This window comes from Neglectibacter timonensis, assembly GCF_900048895.1.
In the GTDB taxonomy this organism is placed as follows: domain Bacteria; phylum Bacillota; class Clostridia; order Oscillospirales; family Acutalibacteraceae; genus Acutalibacter; species Acutalibacter timonensis.
This window is the reverse complement of the sequence record NZ_LT160639.1, coordinates 483,625-505,618: the sequence shown is the minus strand read 5'-3', so window position 1 is coordinate 505,618 and position 21,994 is coordinate 483,625. Positions and strand designations below refer to the sequence as shown.

The following is a 21,994-nucleotide window of genomic DNA, read 5'->3' as shown; positions in this document are numbered from 1 at the left end:
GGACTTTCTGTTTTTCAGCAGCTTTCTTTTTCAGAAAGGATGGATCGGCCACATGAAGTTATCGAAACTGTTGTCTTCCCTGGGAATTTCCAGCGGGTTCCAGGAGGTGGAGGTGTCGGATATTGTTTACGATTCCCGGAAGGTAAAGCCGGACTGTCTCTTTGTCTGCCTGCGGGGTTCTGCTTCTGATGGACACCGCTACGCGGCAGATGCGGCGCGTGCGGGCGCCTGCGTCATTGTGGCGGAGGAGCCGGTGGAAGCCCCGGGCGCGCAGGTTCTCCTCACCGGGGATACTAAAACAGCGCTGGCGTTGCTCAGCGCCGCTTTTTTTGGGAATCCGGCGGAGCGTGAACTCAAGGTGATCGGCATTACAGGCACCAAAGGGAAGACCACAACGGCCTATATGGTGCATTCCATTCTGGAAAGTGCCGGACATAAAGCCGGCGTGATGGGAACCATCGGCGTGCTGATTGGCGATGAGGTAACCGCGCTGGAGAATACCACGCCGGCAAGCTATGAGGTGCAGAAGCACCTGCGCCGCATGGCGGACGCGGGCTGTGAATACTGCGTGATGGAGGCTTCCTCCATCGGGCTGAAGGACCAGCGGGTTGCAGGGATCCCCTTTGAGGTGGGCGTGTTCACCAATTTTTCCGAGGACCATATCGGCGGGGTAGAGCACAGAGATATGCAGGAATATCTGGAAAGCAAGGCAAAACTGTTTTCCATGTGCAAAACCGGCGTGGTCAATCTGGATGATGATAACGTGGAAGGTATCCTGAAGGGGCATACCTGCAAGGTAAAGACCTACGGTTTCGGGCAGGCGGCTCAGCTGCGTGGGGCGGACTGCCGCCATTTGACCCGCCCGGGCTTCCTGGGTATCGCCTTTGAAGTTGCCGGAGAGCTTGCCTTTACCGCAGAGGTGGGGATTCCAGGGCGTTTCAATGCCTACAATGCCCTTGCGGCCATCGCCTGCTGCCATGTTTTGGGGATCCCGGTGGAGGCCATGAAGCAGGGCGTTTCCCGGGTGAAGGTCAAAGGCCGGGTGGAGCCGGTTCCGGTACCGGGAAACTATACCCTGCTGCTGGATTATGCCCACAATGCGGTGAGTATGGAAAACCTCCTCGTCACCTTGAGGGAATATGAACCGAAACGCTTGATCTGTATGTTCGGCGCCGGGGGGAACCGGCCTAAAGTACGCCGGTATGAGATGGGAGAGATGAGCGGCAGGCTGGCGGATCTCTCTGTGCTCACGGCAGATAATTCCCGGTTTGAAAATGTGCTGGATATCATTGAGGATATCAAGACGGGAATCCATAAGACAGCTGGGAAATACGTTGAGATCCCTGACCGGAGAGAGGCGATCCGCTGGTGTCTGGAACATGCGCAGGACGGTGATATCATCGTTTTGGCAGGGAAAGGGCATGAGGATTATCAGGAAATTGAGGGGGTAAAACGACCTTTTGACGAGAGGGTCGTCATTCGGGAAATCCTGCGGGAAATGAAAGAAAAGCAGGCGTAGGGCGGCGGGCGCTGCAGAATTGCGCGGAAAAGGAACAGGACCGGCCGCCGGCAAGAGTAGCCGGGGCCGGATCAGAATTGGAGGATATATAAAGATGGAACAAAATCTTACGATAGAACAGCTGGAACGTTATGAAAGCGCTTTTGACGCCGACTTGGCGAAAAAAGTGGCCATGAGGGCTGTCACTGCCAACGGGATTGTGAAGGCGGCTACCAATCCCGAGGTTATGAGAAAAGACCGCCATCAGTTCTCCGTCATGCTGGAGCAGGGGAAGATCACCAACCAGAAGCAGTCCGGCCGCTGCTGGATGTTTGCTGCGCTGAATACCATGCGGTTCGCTGTGATGCAGAAGCTGAATCTGGAAAGCTTTGAGCTCTCCCAGAATTACACCTTGTTTTATGACAAGCTGGAAAAGGCCAATTATTTTCTCGAGAATATACTGGAAACTCTGGAGGAGCCTACGGACGGACGGCTGATCAGCCACCTGCTGAAAGATCCCCTGGGCGACGGCGGTCAATGGGATATGCTCTGCAATCTGATTGAAAAATACGGCGTAGTGCCCAAGGAGGCCATGCCCGAGACGGCGCCGTCTTCCGCTACACGGGAACTGTGCACCTATATGACCCGCAAGCTTCGGGAGTTCGCCTGCGTGCTCCGTAAGGCCCACGCAGAGGGAAAGGCGGCGGATGAGCTGCGCACACGGAAGGAAGGCATGATGGAAACGGTGTATCACATGCTTTGCATTGCGCTGGGAAAGCCGCCTAAAAGCTTCCCCTTTGAGATACGCAATAAGAAGAAGGAATTTATCCGGGAAGAGAACATCACCGGAAAAGAGTTTTTTGAGAAATATGTGGGTTGGAATATGGCGGATTATGTCAGCCTCATCAACGCGCCCACTGCAGATAAGCCGTATCACCGGACCTATACGGTGAAAATGCTGGGAAATGTGAAGGAAAGCCGTCCTGTAAAGTATTTGAACTTGCCGGCAGAGGATTTGAAGAATGCGGCAATTGCCCAGCTGAAAGCTGGGGAACCTGTCTGGTTCGGCTGCGATGTGGGGCAGTGTTCCATCCGCGACGGCGGCATCATGGACCTGGATGCGGTGTGTGCCGGGGAGCTTTTCGGAACGGAATTCGGAATGGATAAGGCGGAGCGCCTCGATTACGGCGAGAGCCTGATGACCCATGCTATGGTATTCCAGGGGGTGAACCTGGATGAAGCCGGGAAGCCCACCCGCTGGAGAGTGGAGAATAGCTGGGGCAAAGAGGCCGGGGCAGAGGGCTATTATGTGATGAGCGACGAGTGGTTCACAGAGTATACCTATCAGGTTGTGGTACATAAAAAGTATCTCACGGCAGAACAGCTTTCGGAGCTGGAACAGGCCCCTATCTTGCTGGAGCCTTGGGATCCCATGGGGTCTCTTGCCTGACTTCCCATCTGCCCGGAGCGGTATTTACCTGCGGCGGTACGATGGAATTCACAAGACTTGCCCTTGCCGCCTGTACGGCGTGCTTCCTTTCTAAAAAACATTCTGATTGAGAAGACGGAGTTATCTTTATGAGACTGAAAATTTCCGAGATTGTGAAAGCTGCCGGAGGAAAGCTCCTATGCGGCGATGGGAACACGGTAGTGACGGCCTTTTCCACAGACAGCCGTACGGTGAAAACAGGCGTCATGTTTGTGCCTATCCGGGGGGAGAAGACGGACGCCCATGTCTACATTGATTCCGTATTTGAAAACGGAGCTGCCGCCACTTTTACCGACCATGAAATTCCCCTGCGGGAGCAGCCTGTAGTGCTGGTGAACGACTGCCGGGCTGCCCTTCAAAAAACGGCGGCCTATTACCGAAGCCAGTTTGAGCTGCCCATTGTGGGGGTCACTGGCAGCGTAGGGAAAACCACGGCGAAAGAAATGATCGCCCAGGCCCTGACCGCCAGGTTCAATGTGCTGAAAACGGCCGGAAACCAGAACAGCCAGGTGGGCGTTCCTCAGACCGTCTTCGGCCTGAAAAAAGAGCATACGGCCGCTGTGGTGGAGATGGGTGTGAGCATGCCCGGGGAGATGGCCCGGATTGCCGCTGTGGTGAAGCCAACTTTTGCAGTGATCACAAACATAGGTGTCTCTCATATTGAATACATGAAAACCCGGGAAAACATCCTGGCGGAAAAACTTCATATCGCCGACTATCTGCCGGAGGACGGCATCCTGTTTGTGAACGGAGACGATGACCTGCTGCCCGCGCTGAAGGATAGCTGCAGGCGCAAGGTGGTTACCTTTGGCCTGGGCCCTCTGTGCGATTGGAGGGCTACCGGGCTGAATGAGGCGGATAAAGGAACCTTTTTTACCTGTGTTTCCAGATCCGGAGAAAAACTGGAGATGTTTGTGCCCGCTGCGGGCCTGCACAATGTGCGCAACGCCCTGTGCTCTATGGCGGTTGCCAGAAGTCTTGGTGTGCCTGCGGAAGAGGCGGTGCGGGCGATTGCCGCGTATAAGGCTCCAGCCATGCGCCAACAGGTGTTTGAGTTAAACGGCCTTGTGATCATTGACGACAGTTACAACGCCAGCCCCGATTCCATGCGCAGCGCCCTGGATGTACTGATGACCGTTCGGGCGTCGGGACAAAGGGTGGCGGTGCTGGCCGATATGCTGGAACTGGGGGAGTATGCCAGGCAGGGCCATTGGGAAGTTGGCCGGTACGCCAGAGAGAAGGGCGTAGACCGGCTTCTTGGGATTGGTCCGCTGTCAAAGGATATTGTGGCGGGCTACGGTTCAGAAAAGGCTGAATGGTTTGCCTCCAACCAGGAAGCGGCGGCACGTCTTCGGGAATTGCTTCAAGCGGGCGATGCCGTGCTGGTCAAGGGATCCCGGGGAATGAAAACCGACGAGATCGTTTCGGCATTGAAAGCTGAAACGTCCGAATAAAGCAAAAAGGAGTTCAAAAGCAATGGAAATCAAGGAGTTTGTATTGGGGCTGCAGCATATTGGGCTGCCGGCGAAAAGCATCGAGGAGACCATTCGTTTCTATGGAGAGCTGGGTTTTGAAGTGGCCTGGCAGACGGAGAATGGAAAATGCGCCTTTTTAAAGCTGCAGAATATCGTGATCGAAACTTACGAGGTGGGAGAACACGCCGCGCAGTGTTATGGCGCCATCGACCATATCGCCATCGATGTCAGCGATGTGGACAGGGTATATGCGCTGGCTCAGGAAAAGGGATATCCCGTAGTCAGCAATGGTTTGGAGACACTCCCTTTTTGGGAGAATGGTGTAAAATTCTTTACGATTGAAGGGCCGAACAAGGAGAAGGTGGAGTTTAACCAGTATCTGTGAGGAAGGCCTATAGTCCATAGACAGCAGAACAGCAGCAGGAAGGAGCTGTGACGCTAGACTGCAACAGGTATATGCTGCACTGCGGTAAAACATCGGTCAGAAGTCCGAGCGGAAATTCCATTCGGTTCACTGTCATTCTGTGATGTGGGAAAATATTGAACGATCTGCCTGCCAAAGGAAGTGAATCACCATGAAAGATGTCCATATTCATATCGAAAGAGGTCCCTACACGAAGGAATGGATCGATACCTTTGTGAAACAGGCCGTAGAGATGGGGCTGGATGAGATCTATCTTCTGGAACACTCTCACAGGTTTCAGGAGTTTTCGCCCATGTATGCCGGAATACGCAGCTATAGCGAGTATCAGAACTCATGGTATGAAAAAAGAACAGGCTGCACGATCAAGCAGTATACGGATCTCATTGCTGAAATGCGGCAATACACATTCCCCATACAGATAAAGTGGGGATTGGAAGTATGCTATTTCCCGGACTACGAAAATCTAATTTCGGATTTTATCACTTCTTTTCCCTTTGATTTTGCAACCGGATCGATCCATTGGGTAAATGGATTTGATTTTGACCATAGGGCAGAGTTCTGGAAAGATATCAATGTTGAGTTGCTTTACAACCAATATTACGATTCCATGCTTGCCCTGGTCAACAGTGGATTATTCACCGGTCTGGCTCATCCCGATTCGATAAAATGTTTTCACTTTTTCCCCGCTGGTGATCTCACTCCGAAATACAGACTTTTGGCGGACGCATTGAACCGCCACCACATGTATGCGGAACAAAGCGGAGGGCTCGCCCTGAATTACGGTTTCCCTGAAATGGGGATGAATCTGTCCATGCTAGACATTTTTAAAAGGGAAAACGTCCAAATTCAATTTGCATCCGATGCTCACAGGCCGGAGGATGTGGGTAAGAATATTTCCGAAATGCGATCGGCTTTGTACCAATGAATTCACTGTTTGCCAAATGGAAGGGGCTGTGACGCTTTTTCATTGCGTCACAGCTCCTTCCTGTTGCCCGTATTCAATGGACACGGGCGGCAGGCTGAGAAAACGAGAATAGAAATTGGAACCACCGGTTTTGGCATGCTGCAGGGATATAATAATGGAAGACGCCTGGAAAAACAAAAAATCAGGAGAGATGGAAAACTGTGAAAGAAGTAGTAGAATTTTGCAGGGAAAATTCTGAAAAAAAGCCCTGCCCCTGCAGGCGCAAAGCTTGTCCCAGGCATGGAAATTGCAGAGAATGCCGGGCGCATCATGAGCGGGAAGGTCGGTTTCCAGTTTGGTGTGAGAAATATAAAAAGAAAAACAGGGACGGAAAATAAGCGGGACAGCGGAATCTGTTTCGCTGTCTTACCGTGTGGAAGATGTATATTTTTTCAATCGGAACAAAGAATATGCTCAGCAGTTTTATTCTTGACCGGAAAGGGGAATCTCTGTTTTGAAAACCGCTTCCAAACAGCAATACAGCGAGATGGTGAAGCAGGCGTCTCCCAATTCGCCTGTTTTGAAGAATTGCGTTTTTGCATTTCTGTTCGGCGGATTTATCTGTACCATTGGGCAGGTGCTTTGCCAGCTCTATCAGAATCTGGGCCTGGAACTTAAGGATGCCAGGGCCTTTGTATCCGTAAGTCTCATTCTTATCTCCGCCGTATTCACAGCATTGGGCTGGTACGACAATATTGCGAAGGTGGCAGGCGCAGGTACGCTGGTGCCAATCACCGGCTTCGCAAATTCCATGGTATCGCCTGCCATGGAATTTAAAAGCGAGGGATTTATCACAGGGCTGGGCGCTAAAATGTTTACGGTAGCAGGTCCTGTTTTGGTATTCGGCATCACAGCGTCCGTGGTTTTTGGCTTTATCGCTTTTTTCTTCCATCTGTACTGAGGAGGCGTATTGAATGAAACGCATTGGAAAAAACACATTGGAATTTGAAATGCCGCCCACCATCCTGGGTCATGCGGCCATCGGCGGGAAAAAAGAAGCGGAGGGACCCCTGGGGGCCGACTACGACCAAACTTTTCAGGATACAACCTTAAATACGGAAAGCTGGGAAAAGGCAGAGGCGCAGCTGCAGAAGGAAGCGGTGGCGCTGGCTCTGGAGAAATCTGGATTTACGGCGGGGCAGATGGATGTCATCTTTGCCGGGGATTTGTTGAACCAGTGTATTTCCTCCACCTTCGGCCTGCTGGATTTTCAGATTCCTTTTTTGGGGCAGTACGGAGCCTGCTCCACTATGGCGCAAACCCTGCTGCTTTCCGCCGTTATGGTGGAAAGCGGAGCGGCGGAACGTGCCGTGGCGGTTACCAGCTCTCATTTCTGCTCTGCGGAACGCCAGTTCCGAACGCCCCTGGAGTATGGAGCCCAGCGTACGCCTACGGCTCAATGGACGGCCACTGCTTCCGGATGCGCCATAGTAGGGAAAGACGGAGCAGTCAAAATCCGCCGGGGGCTGGCCGGGAAGATTGTGGACCTGGGCGTGAAGGATGCGGCCAATATGGGGGCGGCTATGGCCCCGGCAGCAGCGACCAGCATCTATGAGTTTCTGGAGGACACAGGCACCGTTCCCTCCGATTACGACGGAATTTTTACAGGGGATCTGGGTTTGGTGGGGACCCGACTGCTGTTTCAGACGCTGGGGGAAAATGGAATCGACCTGAAAGGCGTTCACAACGACTGTGGCCTGATGATCTATGACCGGGAAACTCAGGATGTGCATGCCGGCGGATCCGGCTGTGGGTGTTCAGCCTCTGTATTGTGTGGCCATCTGCTCAAAAAAATGCAACGCGGCAAACTGCGCAATATCCTCTTCTGTGCTACCGGCGCGCTGATGTCTCCCACCTCCCAGCAGCAGGGAGAGAATATTCCAGGCGTGTGCCATATTCTCAATCTTACGGTGAATTAAATTCCTGGCCCTTTTTCGTACGGACTCCCTGATAGGGAGGTACCGGCGGAGAGGGGCTTTTTTGCTGGAAGCCGCAGTGATAGGCGAAAAATCCTGATAATGAGAGATCTTTTTAGTACATTTGATTGGAATACAGACAGGTCAAGATACTGGAAATAATTGTCAAAATCGTGAATAAATAATTACAATAATGAAATTGTTTATAGTTTTAACTTTTGCTATCAATTGTCATTTGTGAAAATGTATCAAAAATTCTTTACAAATTCCAATTTGTGTGCTAGAATGGTGGCAACATCGACCGAGGCCTAAAAAAGAAGGGGTACCCCTTCTTTACGTTTTGTTTCTCTTAACAGAGAAACAAAACGTAAAGAAGACATTGTTCGGGATAAAGTGAAGCGTATTTCCGGGCAGCCCGCTTTTTGAACAACAAGCGTCTCTTCTCTGCTGTTCTGCGAATCGTATCCAGGTTCGTATCCAGGCTTCCGGCAAAAGGGATGGAACAAAATTTATCGCAGGAGGGGTTCTAATGACAACTGCTAGTACGAAGCCGGTCAAAAAGCCTCGCTCGGGAGGATACTGGGCCAGGCTGGGGAAAAACCTGATCCGGGACAAATGGCTATACTTATTGCTGCTGCCCGGTCTCGTCTTTTTCTTCATTTTCAAGTACATACCTATGTATGATCTGAGAATTGCCTTTATGGATTACAATCCATTTGACCCCTCTAAGAGTCAGTGGGTGGGTTTCCAGCAGTTTACCGATTTGTTTACAAAGCCCGCCTTTCTCAAGGTATTTAAAAACACCATCGTCATCAGCCTTTGGAAAATGGTAATCGGTTTCCCAATTCCCATTATTTTGGCATTGCTGATGAATGAAATGCGCAGCATAAAATTTAAAAAAGTCTCTCAGACCCTGCTCTACCTACCCTATTTTATCTCCTGGGTTATCATGGGCGGCCTGATCATGAACTTCCTGGATCCTTCCACCGGAATCATCACCGCAATTATCAAGGCGTTTACAGGTCAGGATATGCAGGTGCTGACAAGTAAATCTGCCTTCGTCCCCATGCTGGTTATCAGCGATGTATACAAGGGCATGGGCTGGGGCACTATCATCTACTTTGCGGCCCTTTCCGGAGTTGATCCGCAGCTGTATGAGGCGGCCTCCATCGACGGCGCCAAGCGTTTTAAGCAGTTGCTGCACATCACGATTCCCGCCATTATGCCTACGGTCATCATCATGCTGATTCTCAACTGCAACAACATCTTGAACGCGGGCTTTGACCAGATCTTCATGTTGTATTCCGCACCGGTCTATGATGTGGCGGATATCATCGATACCTATGTATACCGAATCGGCATCAAGCAGACGAACTATTCCTTCAGTACGGCGGCAGGCATGTTCAAATCTGTCATCGCGCTGATCCTGATCGTCAGCGTGAACTTCGCTGCTAAGAAATCCGGCAACGAAGGTATTTGGTAAGGGGGGAACAAGAAATGGCAAAAGCAATAGATGCGATGGAATTTCCGGCAAAAAAGAATAAGATAAAGACCTCCACAGGGGAAAAAATTTTTACCGTGTTCAATTACGCTTTCTTTACCCTGCTGTGCCTGCTGATGCTCTACCCCTTCTGGCATGTGCTGATGCAGTCCCTTAGTTCCATGGAGGAGGCTCTCAAGGGCGGCGTGTTCCTGTACCCCAAGGGCTTCAACCTGGACACCTATGTATCCGTGTTTAAAAACCCGCAGATTTATTCCGGTTTTGGAACCACAATTTTTGCCACAGTGGTCGGCTCCGTACTGGGCACTCTGGTAACGGCTATGACGGCGTATCCCTTAAGCAAGACCAGGCTTCGCGGCGGCAAAATCATCATGGTTCTTGTGCTGTTCACCATGATTTTCAACGCAGGCATGATCCCCAACTATTTGCTGATCCGGAATTTGGGTCTGTACGACAACCGCTGGGCTTTGGTTTTGCCCATGCTGGTCAGCGCTTACAACTGTATCATCATGAAAAGCTTCTTCCTCTCCATTCCTGAGAGCCTGGAGGAATCCGCCCGCATTGACGGCGCCAATGATATGCGCATTTTCTTCAGCATTATTCTTCCGCTGTCCAAGGCCACCATTGCAACAATCTTGCTGTTCAACGCCGTGATGTATTGGAATGATTATTTTTCAACCGTTCTGTATATCCAGGCCACGGATAAATGGTCCTTGCAGGCGGTGCTGCGCAACATGCTCACCAACACCCAGCAGGCCATGCAGGCAGCGGGCGTCAACGTGCGGGCCCAGTCCAATACCAACGCCGTCACCATCAAGGCGGCTTCCATCGTGGTGGCCACGGTACCCATCCTTGTGGTCTATCCCTTCGTGCAGAAGTATTTTGTGAAGGGCGTTATGATCGGTGGTGTGAAGGGCTAAGCCCTTACTATTGGGATTGTCGGCGGAAACGCCGAGAATATAGACAATCTAAAAATATGCAAGGAGGAAAACAACTTGAAGAACACTCTGAAGAAAATTGTCTGTTCCGTTCTGGCTTTGGCGCTCTGCGTAAGCGCTTTCGCGGCCTGCGGCAGCGGCAACAACGAGAGCAGCAGTTCCGGAAAGGCTTCTACGGCTTCCACTGAGAGCAAGACAGAAACTTCCGGCACTACAACCAATTCTGGTGAAAAGATCGACCCTACGGCCTGCGAGGACACTATGGATGTGACTATCGCAGTTATGACTGGCTTTACCCAGTCTGACAGCCGTGTGGAGAAGATGTTGGAAGAAAAGTACAACGTCAACATCGAACTGGTGGTCCTGCCTGGCTGGACCGACGGCCAGTCCAAAATCAACCTGCTGATGGCGGGCGACGATACCCCCAACATCATGTGGTGGTGGGGCATGGATAACGACTTCCTGCAGTGGAAGAACGCCGGTAAGCTGGTGGATGTTTCCGAGTACATGAACAAGTACACCAACATCCGCGACTACTACAACAAGATGGACCCCCTGACCCTGTTCTATGCCACAGAGGACGACGGCGCTGTCTATCGCATTCCCGGCGACGTTTCCGAGCCCTCCTGCGAGTGCCTGTGGATCCGTCAGGATTGGCTGGATAACCTGAAGCTGGAGGTTCCCACCACCATCGAAGAGCTGGAAGAGGTCATGCGCGCCTTTACTGAGGATGATCCCGATGGCAACGGCCAGAAAGATACCTACGGTCTGGGCGGCGACGGTTACGACCCCCGTTCCTTCATCCCGTGGATTTACAGCTACGATTACACCCATTACAACCGCTGGACAGTGGATGCCGACGGCAACGTAGGCTACGGCCCCGCAATGCCCAACACCAAGAACTGGCTCCAGGACGTTTCCGAACTGTATGCCAAGGGCTATATCACCCCCAACATCACCCAGGATACCGACCGCGACGAGGAAATGGCCAACGGCGGCTTCGGCGTCACCTACAGCTGGTGCGCATACAATAACCCCGATGCCCAGACCATGAAGAGCTTCTATGCCAGCAACCCCGACGCCAAGTGGGTTCCCATTGACCAGGTAAAGGGTGAAAACGGCAATCCTCAGGACGACCCCGCTACCAGCGCTGCCTGGGCCTATTTCGGCATCACCAATACCGCTACGGATCCCGAGCGGCTGTATGCCATGTATGACGATATGTGCGGGCTCGACAACTACATTGAAAGACGTTACGGCGTTGAGGGTGAGGATTATACCATCGACGAAAACGGCCTTTACAATCCGATTATCGCGCCAGAATCCGATGAAAACAATACCCAGAACATCGGTTTGAACCTGTTTAACAACCTGTTCAACCGCAAGGACGAAGGCCTGATCTCCAACACTCCTGAAACCAAGGCCCTGTTTGAGAAATCCGGCGCCAACAGCCGCGACCGCGCCGCCCAGCTGGTGGAATGGCGGAACCCTGCCGACCTGACCCTCTTTACTCCCATCCAGGCCGACGTGGAAGATGAAGTCAACCGCTATATCTGGGCCGTTATCGGCGGACAGGATTCAGTGGACAACTGGGATACCTACATTTCCACTCTGAACAGCCTTGGTCTGGAAGAGGCAGTTGCAGAGGCCCAGGAAGTCTACAATGCCCAGGCTGAAAAGCTGCAGGCATATCAGGACAACAAAACCAATCAGGGCTGAGTTGAACTGAAGAGCTAAAAGTAAAATACTGGTAACCGCAGGGGAAGGAGAAATCCTTCCCCTGTGTACTTACCGGGAAATGTGAAACAATCGTGTAACAAAAAAGGAGTTGTCTGTATTGAAAAAACTGAACCTGGCCGGAGAATGGAGGCTGCGCGCTGAGTTCCTCGATGTGGGACCCGAACGTGTTGCCGAGGTGGCGGCAAAGCCTGACGGGCCGTTTACCGTCTATCATGGGAAATCCCCCAATGCCTTTCCTGCCAAAACTGGATTTATGAGAGCCCAGGTGCCCTGTGATGTGATTACCCCCCTGGTGGAAAATGGAGTGATCGAAGAGCCCCTGATAAAGACGAATACAAAAAACTGCCTTTGGATCAGGGACTTGTCCTGGTGGTTTTTCAAGGAATTTGAAGTCACGGAGGAAATGCTGCAGGAGGACGTCATCCGCCTGAATATTGAGATGCTGGACTTTAAGGCGGACATCATTCTCAATTACAGGCCGATGGCACGGCATACCAATGCCTTCTGTCCTTTCTGTGAAGATGTGAAGCGGTTTCTGAAGCCTGGAACCAACACCCTGGTGATCCGGCTGACCTCCGGCATAGAAGATCAGTATCCGAAGGATGCAATCTCCTTCTACTGCGCCAGCGACAATGCGATCTGCGACCAGCGGGTGTATCTGCGGAAACCCCAGTTCACCTACGGCTGGGATTGGTGCCAGCCTGTCCCCACCTGCGGCATCGGCCGCGCTATTTATCTGGAGGCCTTCAGCGGGGCGAAGATCATATCCTCCCGGATGGATACCTGTTTCCTTCAGGATGGGAATGCGGAAGTGGAATTCTTCTTTGAGCTGGATAAGACTAATATGACCGCCTCTGCAGAAGCGGTTTTAGAGTATGAGCTTTTGTTTGACGGCAAGCCCGTCTATCAGGGACGGCAGGAACTGCTGCTGGTGGGAGGCCTCAATTACGCTCAGGAAAAGGTGGAACTGCAGCAGGCAAAACTTTGGTGGCCCAACGGCTACGGGGAACAGAATCTCTATGAATTGCACGCCCGCTGCACCTGTATGGGGAACACCGTGGAGGACCGGGTGAAAAAGGTGGGTGTGCGCACAGTGGAGATCGACCATTCGAAGCTCTCCGACGGCACCCGGAATTTCTTCTTCCGTGTAAACGGAGTGCGGGTATTCTGCAAGGGCGGCAACTGGGTCCCCACTGACTCCGTCTATCTGCGTACGCCCGATTCCACCTACCGCACTCTGGTAGAAGAAGGCAAGGCCGCAGGCTTTACTATGTTCCGCATGTGGGGCGGCGGTACTTATGAGCCGGACTGCTTCTACGAGTACTGTTCCGAGTGCGGTATCTTGCTGATGCATGATTTCATGTATGCCTGTGGCTTCTACCCCGATACGCTGAACAGCTTCCTTTTTGAGGCGCAGCGTGAGGCGGACTATCAGACCAAGCGCCTGGCCCACTATCCCTGTATGGCGGTATGGACCGGAAATAACGAGATTTCGGAATCCATCACCGACTGGTTCCCGGAACCCATCGCTCCGGACCGCTTCTATGGAGAGAAAATTTTCAACTACATCCAGCCCAGCGCGGTGCATCAGAACAGTCCCCGTATTCCCTATATGCCTTCCTCCCCTTATTTTGGAGGCAAGGCGAACCAGGTGGACGACGGCGACGTGCACGCTTGGACCTATCTGGGCAGGGATCCCAAAACGAAATTTAAATTCAGTTATGAATTGGAAGCCTTCGACCGCATGCCGGCCCGGTTTTCCAGTGAATATGGCTTCTTTGGCGCACAGATGGAGAGTACGGTGCAGCGGTATCATGACGGAGAAGAAGTGGTGCGCGGCGGCGAAATCTGGAAGCATCACGGCGAGTTTGACCGCAAGCGCAATGGGATAGATGGTGCAATCAACCGTCATCTTACGGATTTTTCCAAACTGGATATGCAAGGCTATCTGCTTTACAGTGGAATCATGCAGGGCTGTCTGTATTCAGAAATGTCGGAGGCCATGCGCCAGAAGCCCTATGGTGCGGGCGACTTGATCTGGATGTACAACGACTGCTGGCCGGAAACCGGCTGGACGGTAATCGACTATTACCTGACGAGGAAGGTGTCTTTCTATTTCCTGAAGCGGGCGTTTGACACCCGCAAGCTCATTGTGCGCAGCCGTGAGGGCGGCGCAGTCGTCACGGTAATTAACGAGACGCCGGAAACCGTTTCTGCAGAAATCCGGTATGGGTATATGAAATTCACAGGTGAGAAGGCCTGCACGGGAAGCAAAACCCTTCAGGTGCCGGCTCATTCCTGGCAGCAGTTTGACTTTGACGGCGAGGGGGATCTCCGGGAGGGCTTCTTCTTTGCAAGCGCCCTGGAAAGCGGTTTTGAAACTGCAGACAGCCTGCGGGCTTATTACCGGGATGTGGCCTTCCCCAAAGCACAGGTGAAGGTGGATTCTGTTGAGAAAGACGGAAATGATCTGATGGTCACGGTCTCGGCAGATGCCTATGTGCCGGTGGCATATCTCAAGACCTCGGATGACCGGGTCCATTACAGCGACAATTATTTCAAGCTCTATCCCGGTGAAAAGAAAACCGTGCGCGTCCTGAACTGCACGGAGGAACCCGTTGTTTATACGGCGGAGATGGAGCCTGGCGAACGCTCTGCAGCAGACGAATTTCAGGAAGCATCCTTCTGACAAGGGTTTGCTTCTGCATAGAAAGGAAGAGAACAGATGAAAACTACCTATCGGTTTCAGGATTCCTCCCTCCCTGCGGAGGAGCGGGCCCGTGATATCGTCTCCCACCTGACGCTGGAGGAAAAGATCGGCATGGTCACCTCCAATTTGGACGCAGTGCCTCGTCTGGGGATTTCCAAAGTGCATTTTGGCGTGGAGATTGCCCGGGGCCTGGTACAGAGAAACGGAAAGAGGGAAACCACCATACTGCCCCAGCCCTGGGGCATGGCGTCCATGTTCGACGATGTCCTGATGGAAAAGCTGGGAGATATGGCTGGCGACGAGGTGCGCATCAGCAGCCAGATGGAGGAACAGCCCAGCTCTTTGGTGCTGTTCGGCCCAACCGTCGATATGGAACGGGACCCCCGCTGGGGCCGCAACGAGGAGGCGTACGGAGAGGACCCCTGCCTGACAGGCCGCATGTCGGTTGCCTATACCAGGGGGCTTGCGGGTAAAGATCCCAAATACTTAAAATCCGCGCCGCTGCTGAAGCATTTCTATGCCAACAATTATGAGAACGAACGGCAGACCACCAATGCCAATGTGACGCCGCGGCTCAAGCATGAATATTATTTGAAGGCCTTTGAGCCTGCCATCCGGGAAGGCGGCGCGGTGGGGCTGATGACGGCCTACAACCTGATCAACGGTGTAGAGGGCGTTAACAATCCGGAAGTGACGGAGCTTTGCAAAAAGCAGTGGGGCATGGTTTTTGCTGTCAGCGACGGCGGCGATTTTGGGCAGAATGTAGCGGCGCACCGCACCTTTGAGGATCATGCCAAATCGATCGGGGATATCTTGGGCAAGGGCGCCGATATGATGCTGGACAGCAGGGACATGGTGGATCCCGCCGTGCGGGAGGCTCTGGAGAGAGGATACCTGACGGAAGAAAATCTGGACAAGGCTCTGATCGACATGTTCCGGCTGCGGTTTTTGCTGGGCGATTTTGACCCTGAGGAGAACCCCTATGGGAAGATGGACCGTTCCAGACTGGCCTGCTCCGACCACAAGAAGCTGGCGGTACAGGCGGCCAGAGAGTCTGTGATTCTGCTGGAAAACAAGGGGCTGCTACCCCTTCGGGACGACGGCACAGGCAAGGTTGCCGTTGTGGGGCCGCTTTCCAATGAGAACTATACCTGCTGGTACTGTGGGTATGCCCCGGATCAGACGCCGGTGGTCAAGGGCCTGCGGGAAAAGCTGGGACAGAACAGAGTGCTGTTTGACGAAGGTTTTGACAATGTGATACTAAAATCCCGTAAAACGGGAAAATACGTCCGCCTGGGGAACCAGGGCGAGCTTATAGCGGATGCGGACGCAGACGGAGCAGAGGTATTTGAGAAGAATGACTGGGATTTCGGTTCCTGGACATTTCGCTCGCTGAAAACTGGAAAATATGTGACAGAGGGCGGAGGCTTCGCTCAGGTAGAACAGCAGGAGAAGAAGACCACGCTGGATTTGAACATCGGTATGAACTGTGTGGCCGGCGAGGCCTTCGGCTGGTTTGTCATGGAGCTTCTCAAAGCCAAGGAAGAGGAAGGCATTCTCTACCTTTCTTCCTGGCAGGGCCGTTCCATTCTCACTGAGGAGACGGGGCGCGTAGTCTCTTCCCCGGAGCCCGGAGACGGGCCGGAAAAAGAATTTGAGCTGACAGTGGTTTCTGACGGAAAGGCGCGGGCCGCCAAGCTGGCCCAGGAGGCGGACTACGCTGTGGTATGCGGTGGAAACCATCCGCTGATCAATGCCAGAGAGGAGTACGACCGTCCCGATATCCGCCTGCCCAGGGCGCAGAGCGCGCTTTTGGACGCCGTGTGTGAAAAGAACCCCAATACGGTGCTTTATTTGGTGACGGGCTATCCCTACTCCATTACAGAGGAGCGGGAGAAGGCAGGGGCTGTGCTCTGCTCTACCCATCTGGGACCTTGTCTGGGCCATGTGGCCGCGGAGACGCTTTTCGGGGAAAATAATCCGGCGGGCCGTACGCCCACAACCTGGTATCGCTCCATTCGGGACTTGCCTGCTCTGGATGACTATGATATCATGAAGAACAGAACGACATATCTCTATTTCGATGGAAAGCCCCTCTATCCCTTCGGCTATGGCCTGAGCTATACCAGTTTCGACTATACCGGCGCCGAAACGGAGAAGACCTCCTATGGGACAGAGGATACCGTCACGGCTTGGGTGACGGTGGAAAACACCGGGGACCGCGATGGCGACGAGGTGGTACAGCTTTATGTGGCGCCGCCGGAATCTGTCTATACCCGGCCGCGGAAAATGCTGAAGGCCTTCGCCAGAGTGCCCGTAAAGGCGGGTGGTAACACAAAGATTTGCCTTTCTTTCCCGGTTTCTGATTTGGCCTTCTGGAATTCTGAGGAGGAGCGTTTTGCGGTGGATGATGGGGAGTATGTACTGGAATTCGGCGCTTCCTCCGAGGACATCCGGCAGCGGCTGAGCATTCATATCTGCGGAGAGGAACGCAGGGGAAGGGATGCCCGGAAAAAGATCAACGCCATCGATACGGCGGACTGCCGGAACGTGCAGTTCCTCACGGATAAGCGGGACGGCGTCCCCTATCTGGAGGCCAAGGATTTCCGAAGCTTCGCCGTCTATGAGGGCTTGGATCTTGGGGATTGCAATGCCTTTGAGGCGCAGCTTTCCTCTCCCGCCGGACAGGTGGAGCTGATGTTGGCGGACAACACAACGGGAGAGATTCTCGGCGTCTGCAGCAGAATCGGCACGGGCGGCCTCACCAGGTTTGACGCGGCAGACTGTGAAATTCAGCCCCGCACAGGCGTGCTGAATCTGCGGATTTGCTTTACCAAGCAGACCTCTTTGAAATCGTTCCGTTTTTACAGGAAATAACTGCAGCAGGATGGCAGGGCGGAGCCGGGATGCGCCGGTTTCCGCCCTGTTTTCACAGAAAGGAATGATAATTTGATGAAATTGAACGCAGAGGACTATAGAAAGAAGGTAGAGGGTTGCTGGATCGGCAAGAATATCGGCGGTACGCTGGGAATGCCCATGGAGTGGAACCGGAGTAAAAACGACGTCTCCTATTACACCCACGATATCAGTGGGGAGCCCCTGCCCAACGATGATTTGGACATACAGGTGCTCTGGCTGCTGGCACTGGAGGACCATGGCCTGAAGGTGGACGCGAAGATTCTGGGCCAGTATTTCAACGAGCTGATGATTTTTACCCATGCGGAGTACGGCACAGCCAAGGCCAATCTGCGGGTGGGGCTGGAACCGCCCTACAGCGGGATTTATAACAACGATTTCAAGGACAGCTGCGGCTCTTTCATCCGTTCGGAGATTTGGGCTTGCCTATTCCCAGGCTACCCGGAGCTGGCGGCAAAATATGCCTTTGAAGACGCATTGGTGGATCATGGCGACGGCGAGGGCGTATATGCCGAGGTATTTACCGCCGCTGTGGAGAGCGCGGCTTTTTTTGAGAACGACACAAAGAAGCTTCTTCAAATAGGTCTTTCTTATCTTCCGGAGGACTGTGCGGTGGCCCGAGCCGTACGTGCGGGATGGGACTGCTGGGAAAAAGGGTTGGAGCCCATGGCAGCCCGGGAGCAGATGCTGCAGAACTTTATCGGCCATATCGAATGGCACTATATTTCGCCTGAGGATGAGGCAAAGGGGTATGGAGAAGGCCCCTTCGGCTGGGATGTACCTTCAAATCTGTTCATCATTGCCTACAGTCTGCTCTACGGAGAGGGAGACTTGGAAAAAGCCATGTGCACCGCCGTCTCCTTTGGGGAGGACACGGACTGCACCGCCGGGACTATTGCCTCCCTGTTCGGCATACGGTATGGGATCGATTCCATCGACCGGAAGTGGATCGACCCCATCGGCACCAGGCTGAAGACCATCAGTATCGATCCCTTCCGAATGGAAAACCGGATTCCCAAGGACATCTACGAATTCTCGGCCCGGGTGGAAAAGCTGCATCAGGCTGCGGTGGAGCAGTTTGGCCTGTACCGGGAAGAGGACATCCCCTCCTTTGAGGCGAAGCCATATTTTAAAAATATCTACGACGAGATGCATGTAGTGCGTTACTGCTTCGACTATCTCAACGTGAGGGTGGATTACTGCGGCGACCCGGTTCTGCGGGCCGGAGAGCAGAAAAGGGTTCGTTTCCGGGTTTCCAACACGGCAAAGAGCGTTTCTTCCGAGCGTCTTTGGCTGCATCTGTACACGCCGGATGAGGTAACGGTATCCCCTTCCAAGGATCTGAGCACCTTTGTGACCATGGGCCATATGGGTTCCGGCATCCGCGCAGTGGATTTCCTCCTGGAAGTAGAGCAGGCTGTCCGGCCGCTGTACCGCTTTGTGCTGGAAATCGGCTTTGAGGACAGCAAGCGGGGCAGAATTTACCATGTGCCCTTTGTGCTGCTGAATGAAAGGGGCGAGGTGATCCCCGCAAAATTCGAGAAAAACGGCCCGCCTGCCTGCCCGAACCAGCCCAGGGTGTAAAGCTGTAGCTGGAAAAGGAAGTTGGAATACACAGGGAAAGAGGCCGGCAGCTTTCCGGAGCTGGAAGCGGCGCTGCTGGCCTTTGAGGAAAGAGAATAATAAGTGGCTGCGGCCTGAGAACAGCTCACCGCAGAACGTAAATGGAGGAAGGAGTTTGTTATGGAATGGTATGAATATCCCTGGAAACTGGTACAAAACAAGATTGTACGCTATCCGGGCGGAAGAGAGATCGACAGGTTCCGGGGAATATTCCCCGGAGAGGACGACGGCAGGCCGGAAGCCTGGGTGGGGTCCGATACCCGTACCTCGGACGCGGCAGAGAAGGGAGGTCCCAACGATGGCTGCGCAGAATGCATTCTGCCGGACGGCAGGCGCTGCTATCTGTTCGAGGTCATTGACGCCTGTCCGGAGCAGGTGCTGGGAAAGGCGCATCAGGAGAAGAACGGGGGAAAACTGGGAGTGCTGGTGAAGCTGCTGGATGCGCAGCGGCAGCTGGGTCTGCAGACGCATCCCACCCGCGACTATGCCAAGGCGCAGTTTGACAGCGATTACGGCAAGGTGGAAAGTTGGTATGTCCTCAGCAAGCGGGAAGACAGTGCGGAACCTCCTTATGTGCTGTTGGGCTTTAAGGAGGGGGTTACCCGGGAAGATTTTGCCCGCGGATTTGATGACGGCGATATTTCAGCCATGGAAAACTGCTGCCATAAGATTCCAGTGGAGGTGGGGGATACCTATTTTATCGAGGCAGGCACGCCCCATGCCATCGGTGGGGGCTGTTTCGTGGCGGAGGTGCAGGAACCTTCCGATATCACTGTGGGGGCCAGGAAACTGAGGGAGGCCTCGCCGGAAGAACAGCTTCGCCACAGGGATCGGCTTCTGGGCTGCTATCATTACGATGGGGCGGATTACGAAGAGAACCTGAAAAAATACCGGATCCCGCCGCAGACGGTGCGCAGAGGGGACTGGGGGAAAGAACAGCTGCTCATCGGCCCCGGACAGACGGAGTATTTTTCCTTTACCCGCCTCGACCTGACTGGAGAGACGGAGCTGGTACGTACCGGCTATCCCCAGGTGGCAATTGTGCTTTCTGGCAGCGGAACACTTTTCTGCGGCGGCTGTGAACTGCCCCTGAAGCAGGCGGATGAGCTCTTTTTCCCCAATTCCTGCGGGGCGCTCACCGTACGGGCGCAGGAGGGAGAGGCCCTTTCCCTGCTGCTCTGCAACCCGGCGGGCGTCAGCTTCACTCCAGAAAAGTACAGGCCGTGACAGGAAGGGAGGCCGTGGAGAAAATTCTCCACGGCCTCCCTTTTTCATTTCAGAATGGGCGTGAGATCGATGCCCTCACTGTGCGAAGAAAAGAATTCCTTCAGCTTTTCTATGATCTGCCGGACGCCGCCCGCCATGTTGCTCTCGATATTCAGCGGGAGGATGGGGTCATGGACGGAGAGCCGCAGCAAAAACCAGCCGTCCCCTTCTCCCTTGGGGAAAGAGATGCGGATGCCTTCCCGGTTGTCCGGGGCAATCGCCCAGCCCTTTTCTTCGGCATATATTTCCAGTGCGGCGATCAGCTGTTCTCCCCGCGCCCTGAAATTTTCCTCTGTAATGGGCAAACGGATTTCGGCGGCCTCCGCCGGCTCCTTTAATGGAGCCAACAAGTCCTCCAGATTCCTGCCTTCCTTTTTTACAGATGCCATTTTGATGATGATTTTTGTCACCAGGTAAGCCCCGTCGTCCAGAAAGTAGTTTTCCCGCATGGCGGCATGTCCGCTTGTCTCGATGGCCAACGGGCAGTTAATGCCCTCTCGATTGAGCCGCAGCGCCTCGTTGATGACGTTTTTATAGCCGCGTTTAAAGCGATGGTGTTTTCCGCCCAGGGTGGTTTCAATATAATCCTTCAAACCGTCCGAGGTGATGGAATCCGTGACAATGGTACCGCCGGGGTTGTCCTCCAGTGCGATGGCCGAGGCAATCGCCACTAGACGGTTGCGGTTGATTTCCTCGCCTGCCTTGTCTACCGCGCCGCCGCGGTCTACATCGGTGTCGAAGATGACGCCCAAATCCGCGCCTGCCCTTACGGTTGCCTGAGAGACGGAACGCATGGCCTCTTCATTCTCGGGATTGGGGATGTGGTTTGGAAACCTTCCGTCCGGCTCCAAAAACTGGCTCCCGGAAATATCCGCCCCTAAAGGCGCCAGCACCTCGGTGGCATAGAAACCGCCTGCGCCGTTTCCGGCGTCCACCACAATGTGAAAGCCGTGCAGCGGATGTTCGTACTCTTCTGCACGAACGCCTTCCTGAATCGTTTTTCTCAGCCGTTCCGCATAGGCGGACATGTAGCCGACACGTTCATAGACGCCTTCCCGCAGGACGCCGGGCTTCGCATTTTCCTGCGCACCCTGCAGTATTTCAGTGATGTCGGGCGAATCCAGACCGCCCTCTCCCGTAAAGAACTTCAGGCCGTTACGGTGGAAGGGATGATGGCTGGCGGTGATTTGTACGGAGCAGTCACAGGGCAGGTCCATAGTCGCCATAAACATGGACGGGGTGGATGCCAGGCCGCAGTCCAGCATGTGCACGCCGTAGCACAGGAATACCCGTTTGAGGCAGGCGGAAATCCGATCTGCCGAGATGCGGGAATCGTGTCCTACCGCGACGCGCAGGCCGGCGCTCGTCTTTTCCAGATGCCTTTCGCACCAGACCAGGAAGGAGGCGGCGATAGCCTCCACCACTTCGTCTGTGAGGGTGACCGGCTCAGCGGCTACGCCGTCGCTTGCGACGCCGCGGATATCCGTTCCGCTTTTGAGCTTGAGAAATTCCATAAAATACTCCTTTCAAATGA

The 21,994-nt window shown here is 53.7% G+C and carries 15 protein-coding genes; 14 read left to right on the top strand and 1 reads right to left on the bottom strand.

Annotated features, from left to right (window positions below; translation table 11 throughout):
* Positions 1-52 precede the first annotated feature (52 nt).
* The 14 genes from BN3911_RS07385 (at position 53) to BN3911_RS07320 (ending at position 20,421) form a co-directional block, all read left to right on the top strand.
* Positions 53-1,519 carry a UDP-N-acetylmuramoyl-L-alanyl-D-glutamate--2,6-diaminopimelate ligase gene (locus BN3911_RS07385; RefSeq protein WP_066863459.1) on the top strand — a complete coding sequence of 489 codons (1,467 nt, stop codon included), beginning with the start codon at positions 53-55 and terminating at the stop codon, positions 1,517-1,519.
* 94 nt (positions 1,520-1,613) lie between these two features.
* Positions 1,614-2,948, top strand: a complete 1,335-nt coding sequence (locus tag BN3911_RS07380; protein WP_066864291.1) for a C1 family peptidase — start codon at positions 1,614-1,616, stop codon at positions 2,946-2,948.
* Positions 2,949-3,076: 128 nt separating this feature from the next.
* Positions 3,077-4,441 carry a UDP-N-acetylmuramoyl-tripeptide--D-alanyl-D-alanine ligase gene (locus BN3911_RS07375; RefSeq protein WP_066863457.1) on the top strand — a complete coding sequence of 455 codons (1,365 nt, stop codon included), beginning with the start codon at positions 3,077-3,079 and terminating at the stop codon, positions 4,439-4,441.
* A 22-nt stretch (positions 4,442-4,463) separates the two neighbouring features.
* A complete protein-coding gene (locus BN3911_RS07370) occupies positions 4,464-4,847 on the top strand; it encodes a VOC family protein (RefSeq protein ID WP_066863454.1) in 384 nt (127 codons plus the stop codon).
* A 190-nt stretch (positions 4,848-5,037) separates the two neighbouring features.
* Positions 5,038-5,811, top strand: coding sequence for a PHP domain-containing protein (locus tag BN3911_RS07365; protein WP_066863451.1), 774 nt, complete (start codon positions 5,038-5,040; stop codon positions 5,809-5,811).
* Between the two features lie 484 nt (positions 5,812-6,295).
* Positions 6,296-6,751: a stage V sporulation protein AC gene (gene spoVAC / locus BN3911_RS07360; RefSeq protein WP_372496197.1), complete on the top strand. Its 456-nt coding sequence runs from the start codon at positions 6,296-6,298 to the stop codon at positions 6,749-6,751.
* 13 nt (positions 6,752-6,764) lie between these two features.
* Positions 6,765-7,769 (top strand): stage V sporulation protein AD, encoded by a 1,005-nt coding sequence (locus tag BN3911_RS07355; RefSeq protein WP_066863445.1) that lies wholly within the window; start codon positions 6,765-6,767, stop codon positions 7,767-7,769.
* A gap of 526 nt (positions 7,770-8,295) precedes the next feature.
* Entirely contained in the window at positions 8,296-9,249 is a 954-nt protein-coding gene (locus BN3911_RS07350) for an ABC transporter permease (RefSeq protein WP_066863443.1), read from the top strand.
* A 14-nt stretch (positions 9,250-9,263) separates the two neighbouring features.
* Positions 9,264-10,187: a carbohydrate ABC transporter permease gene (locus tag BN3911_RS07345; RefSeq protein WP_207644506.1), complete on the top strand. Its 924-nt coding sequence runs from the start codon at positions 9,264-9,266 to the stop codon at positions 10,185-10,187.
* A gap of 75 nt (positions 10,188-10,262) precedes the next feature.
* Positions 10,263-11,924 carry a type 2 periplasmic-binding domain-containing protein gene (locus tag BN3911_RS07340; RefSeq protein WP_066863437.1) on the top strand — a complete coding sequence of 554 codons (1,662 nt, stop codon included), beginning with the start codon at positions 10,263-10,265 and terminating at the stop codon, positions 11,922-11,924.
* 118 nt (positions 11,925-12,042) lie between these two features.
* Positions 12,043-14,634: a glycoside hydrolase family 2 protein gene (locus tag BN3911_RS07335; protein WP_066863434.1), complete on the top strand. Its 2,592-nt coding sequence runs from the start codon at positions 12,043-12,045 to the stop codon at positions 14,632-14,634.
* A gap of 36 nt (positions 14,635-14,670) precedes the next feature.
* A complete protein-coding gene (locus BN3911_RS07330) occupies positions 14,671-17,532 on the top strand; it encodes a glycoside hydrolase family 3 C-terminal domain-containing protein (RefSeq protein ID WP_066863431.1) in 2,862 nt (953 codons plus the stop codon).
* Positions 17,533-17,607: 75 nt separating this feature from the next.
* Positions 17,608-19,155 (top strand): ADP-ribosylglycohydrolase family protein, encoded by a 1,548-nt coding sequence (locus BN3911_RS07325; protein WP_066863427.1) that lies wholly within the window; start codon positions 17,608-17,610, stop codon positions 19,153-19,155.
* Positions 19,156-19,314: 159 nt separating this feature from the next.
* The gene (locus tag BN3911_RS07320) at positions 19,315-20,421 is read left to right on the top strand and encodes a class I mannose-6-phosphate isomerase (RefSeq protein WP_066863424.1); all 1,107 of its coding nucleotides are present in this window, start codon (positions 19,315-19,317) and stop codon (positions 20,419-20,421) included.
* A 44-nt stretch (positions 20,422-20,465) separates the two neighbouring features.
* Here BN3911_RS07320 and BN3911_RS07315 read toward each other — a convergent pair whose 3' ends face one another.
* Positions 20,466-21,974, bottom strand: a complete 1,509-nt coding sequence (locus BN3911_RS07315; RefSeq protein ID WP_066863421.1) for a phosphohexomutase domain-containing protein — start codon at positions 21,972-21,974, stop codon at positions 20,466-20,468.
* Positions 21,975-21,994 lie beyond the last annotated feature (20 nt).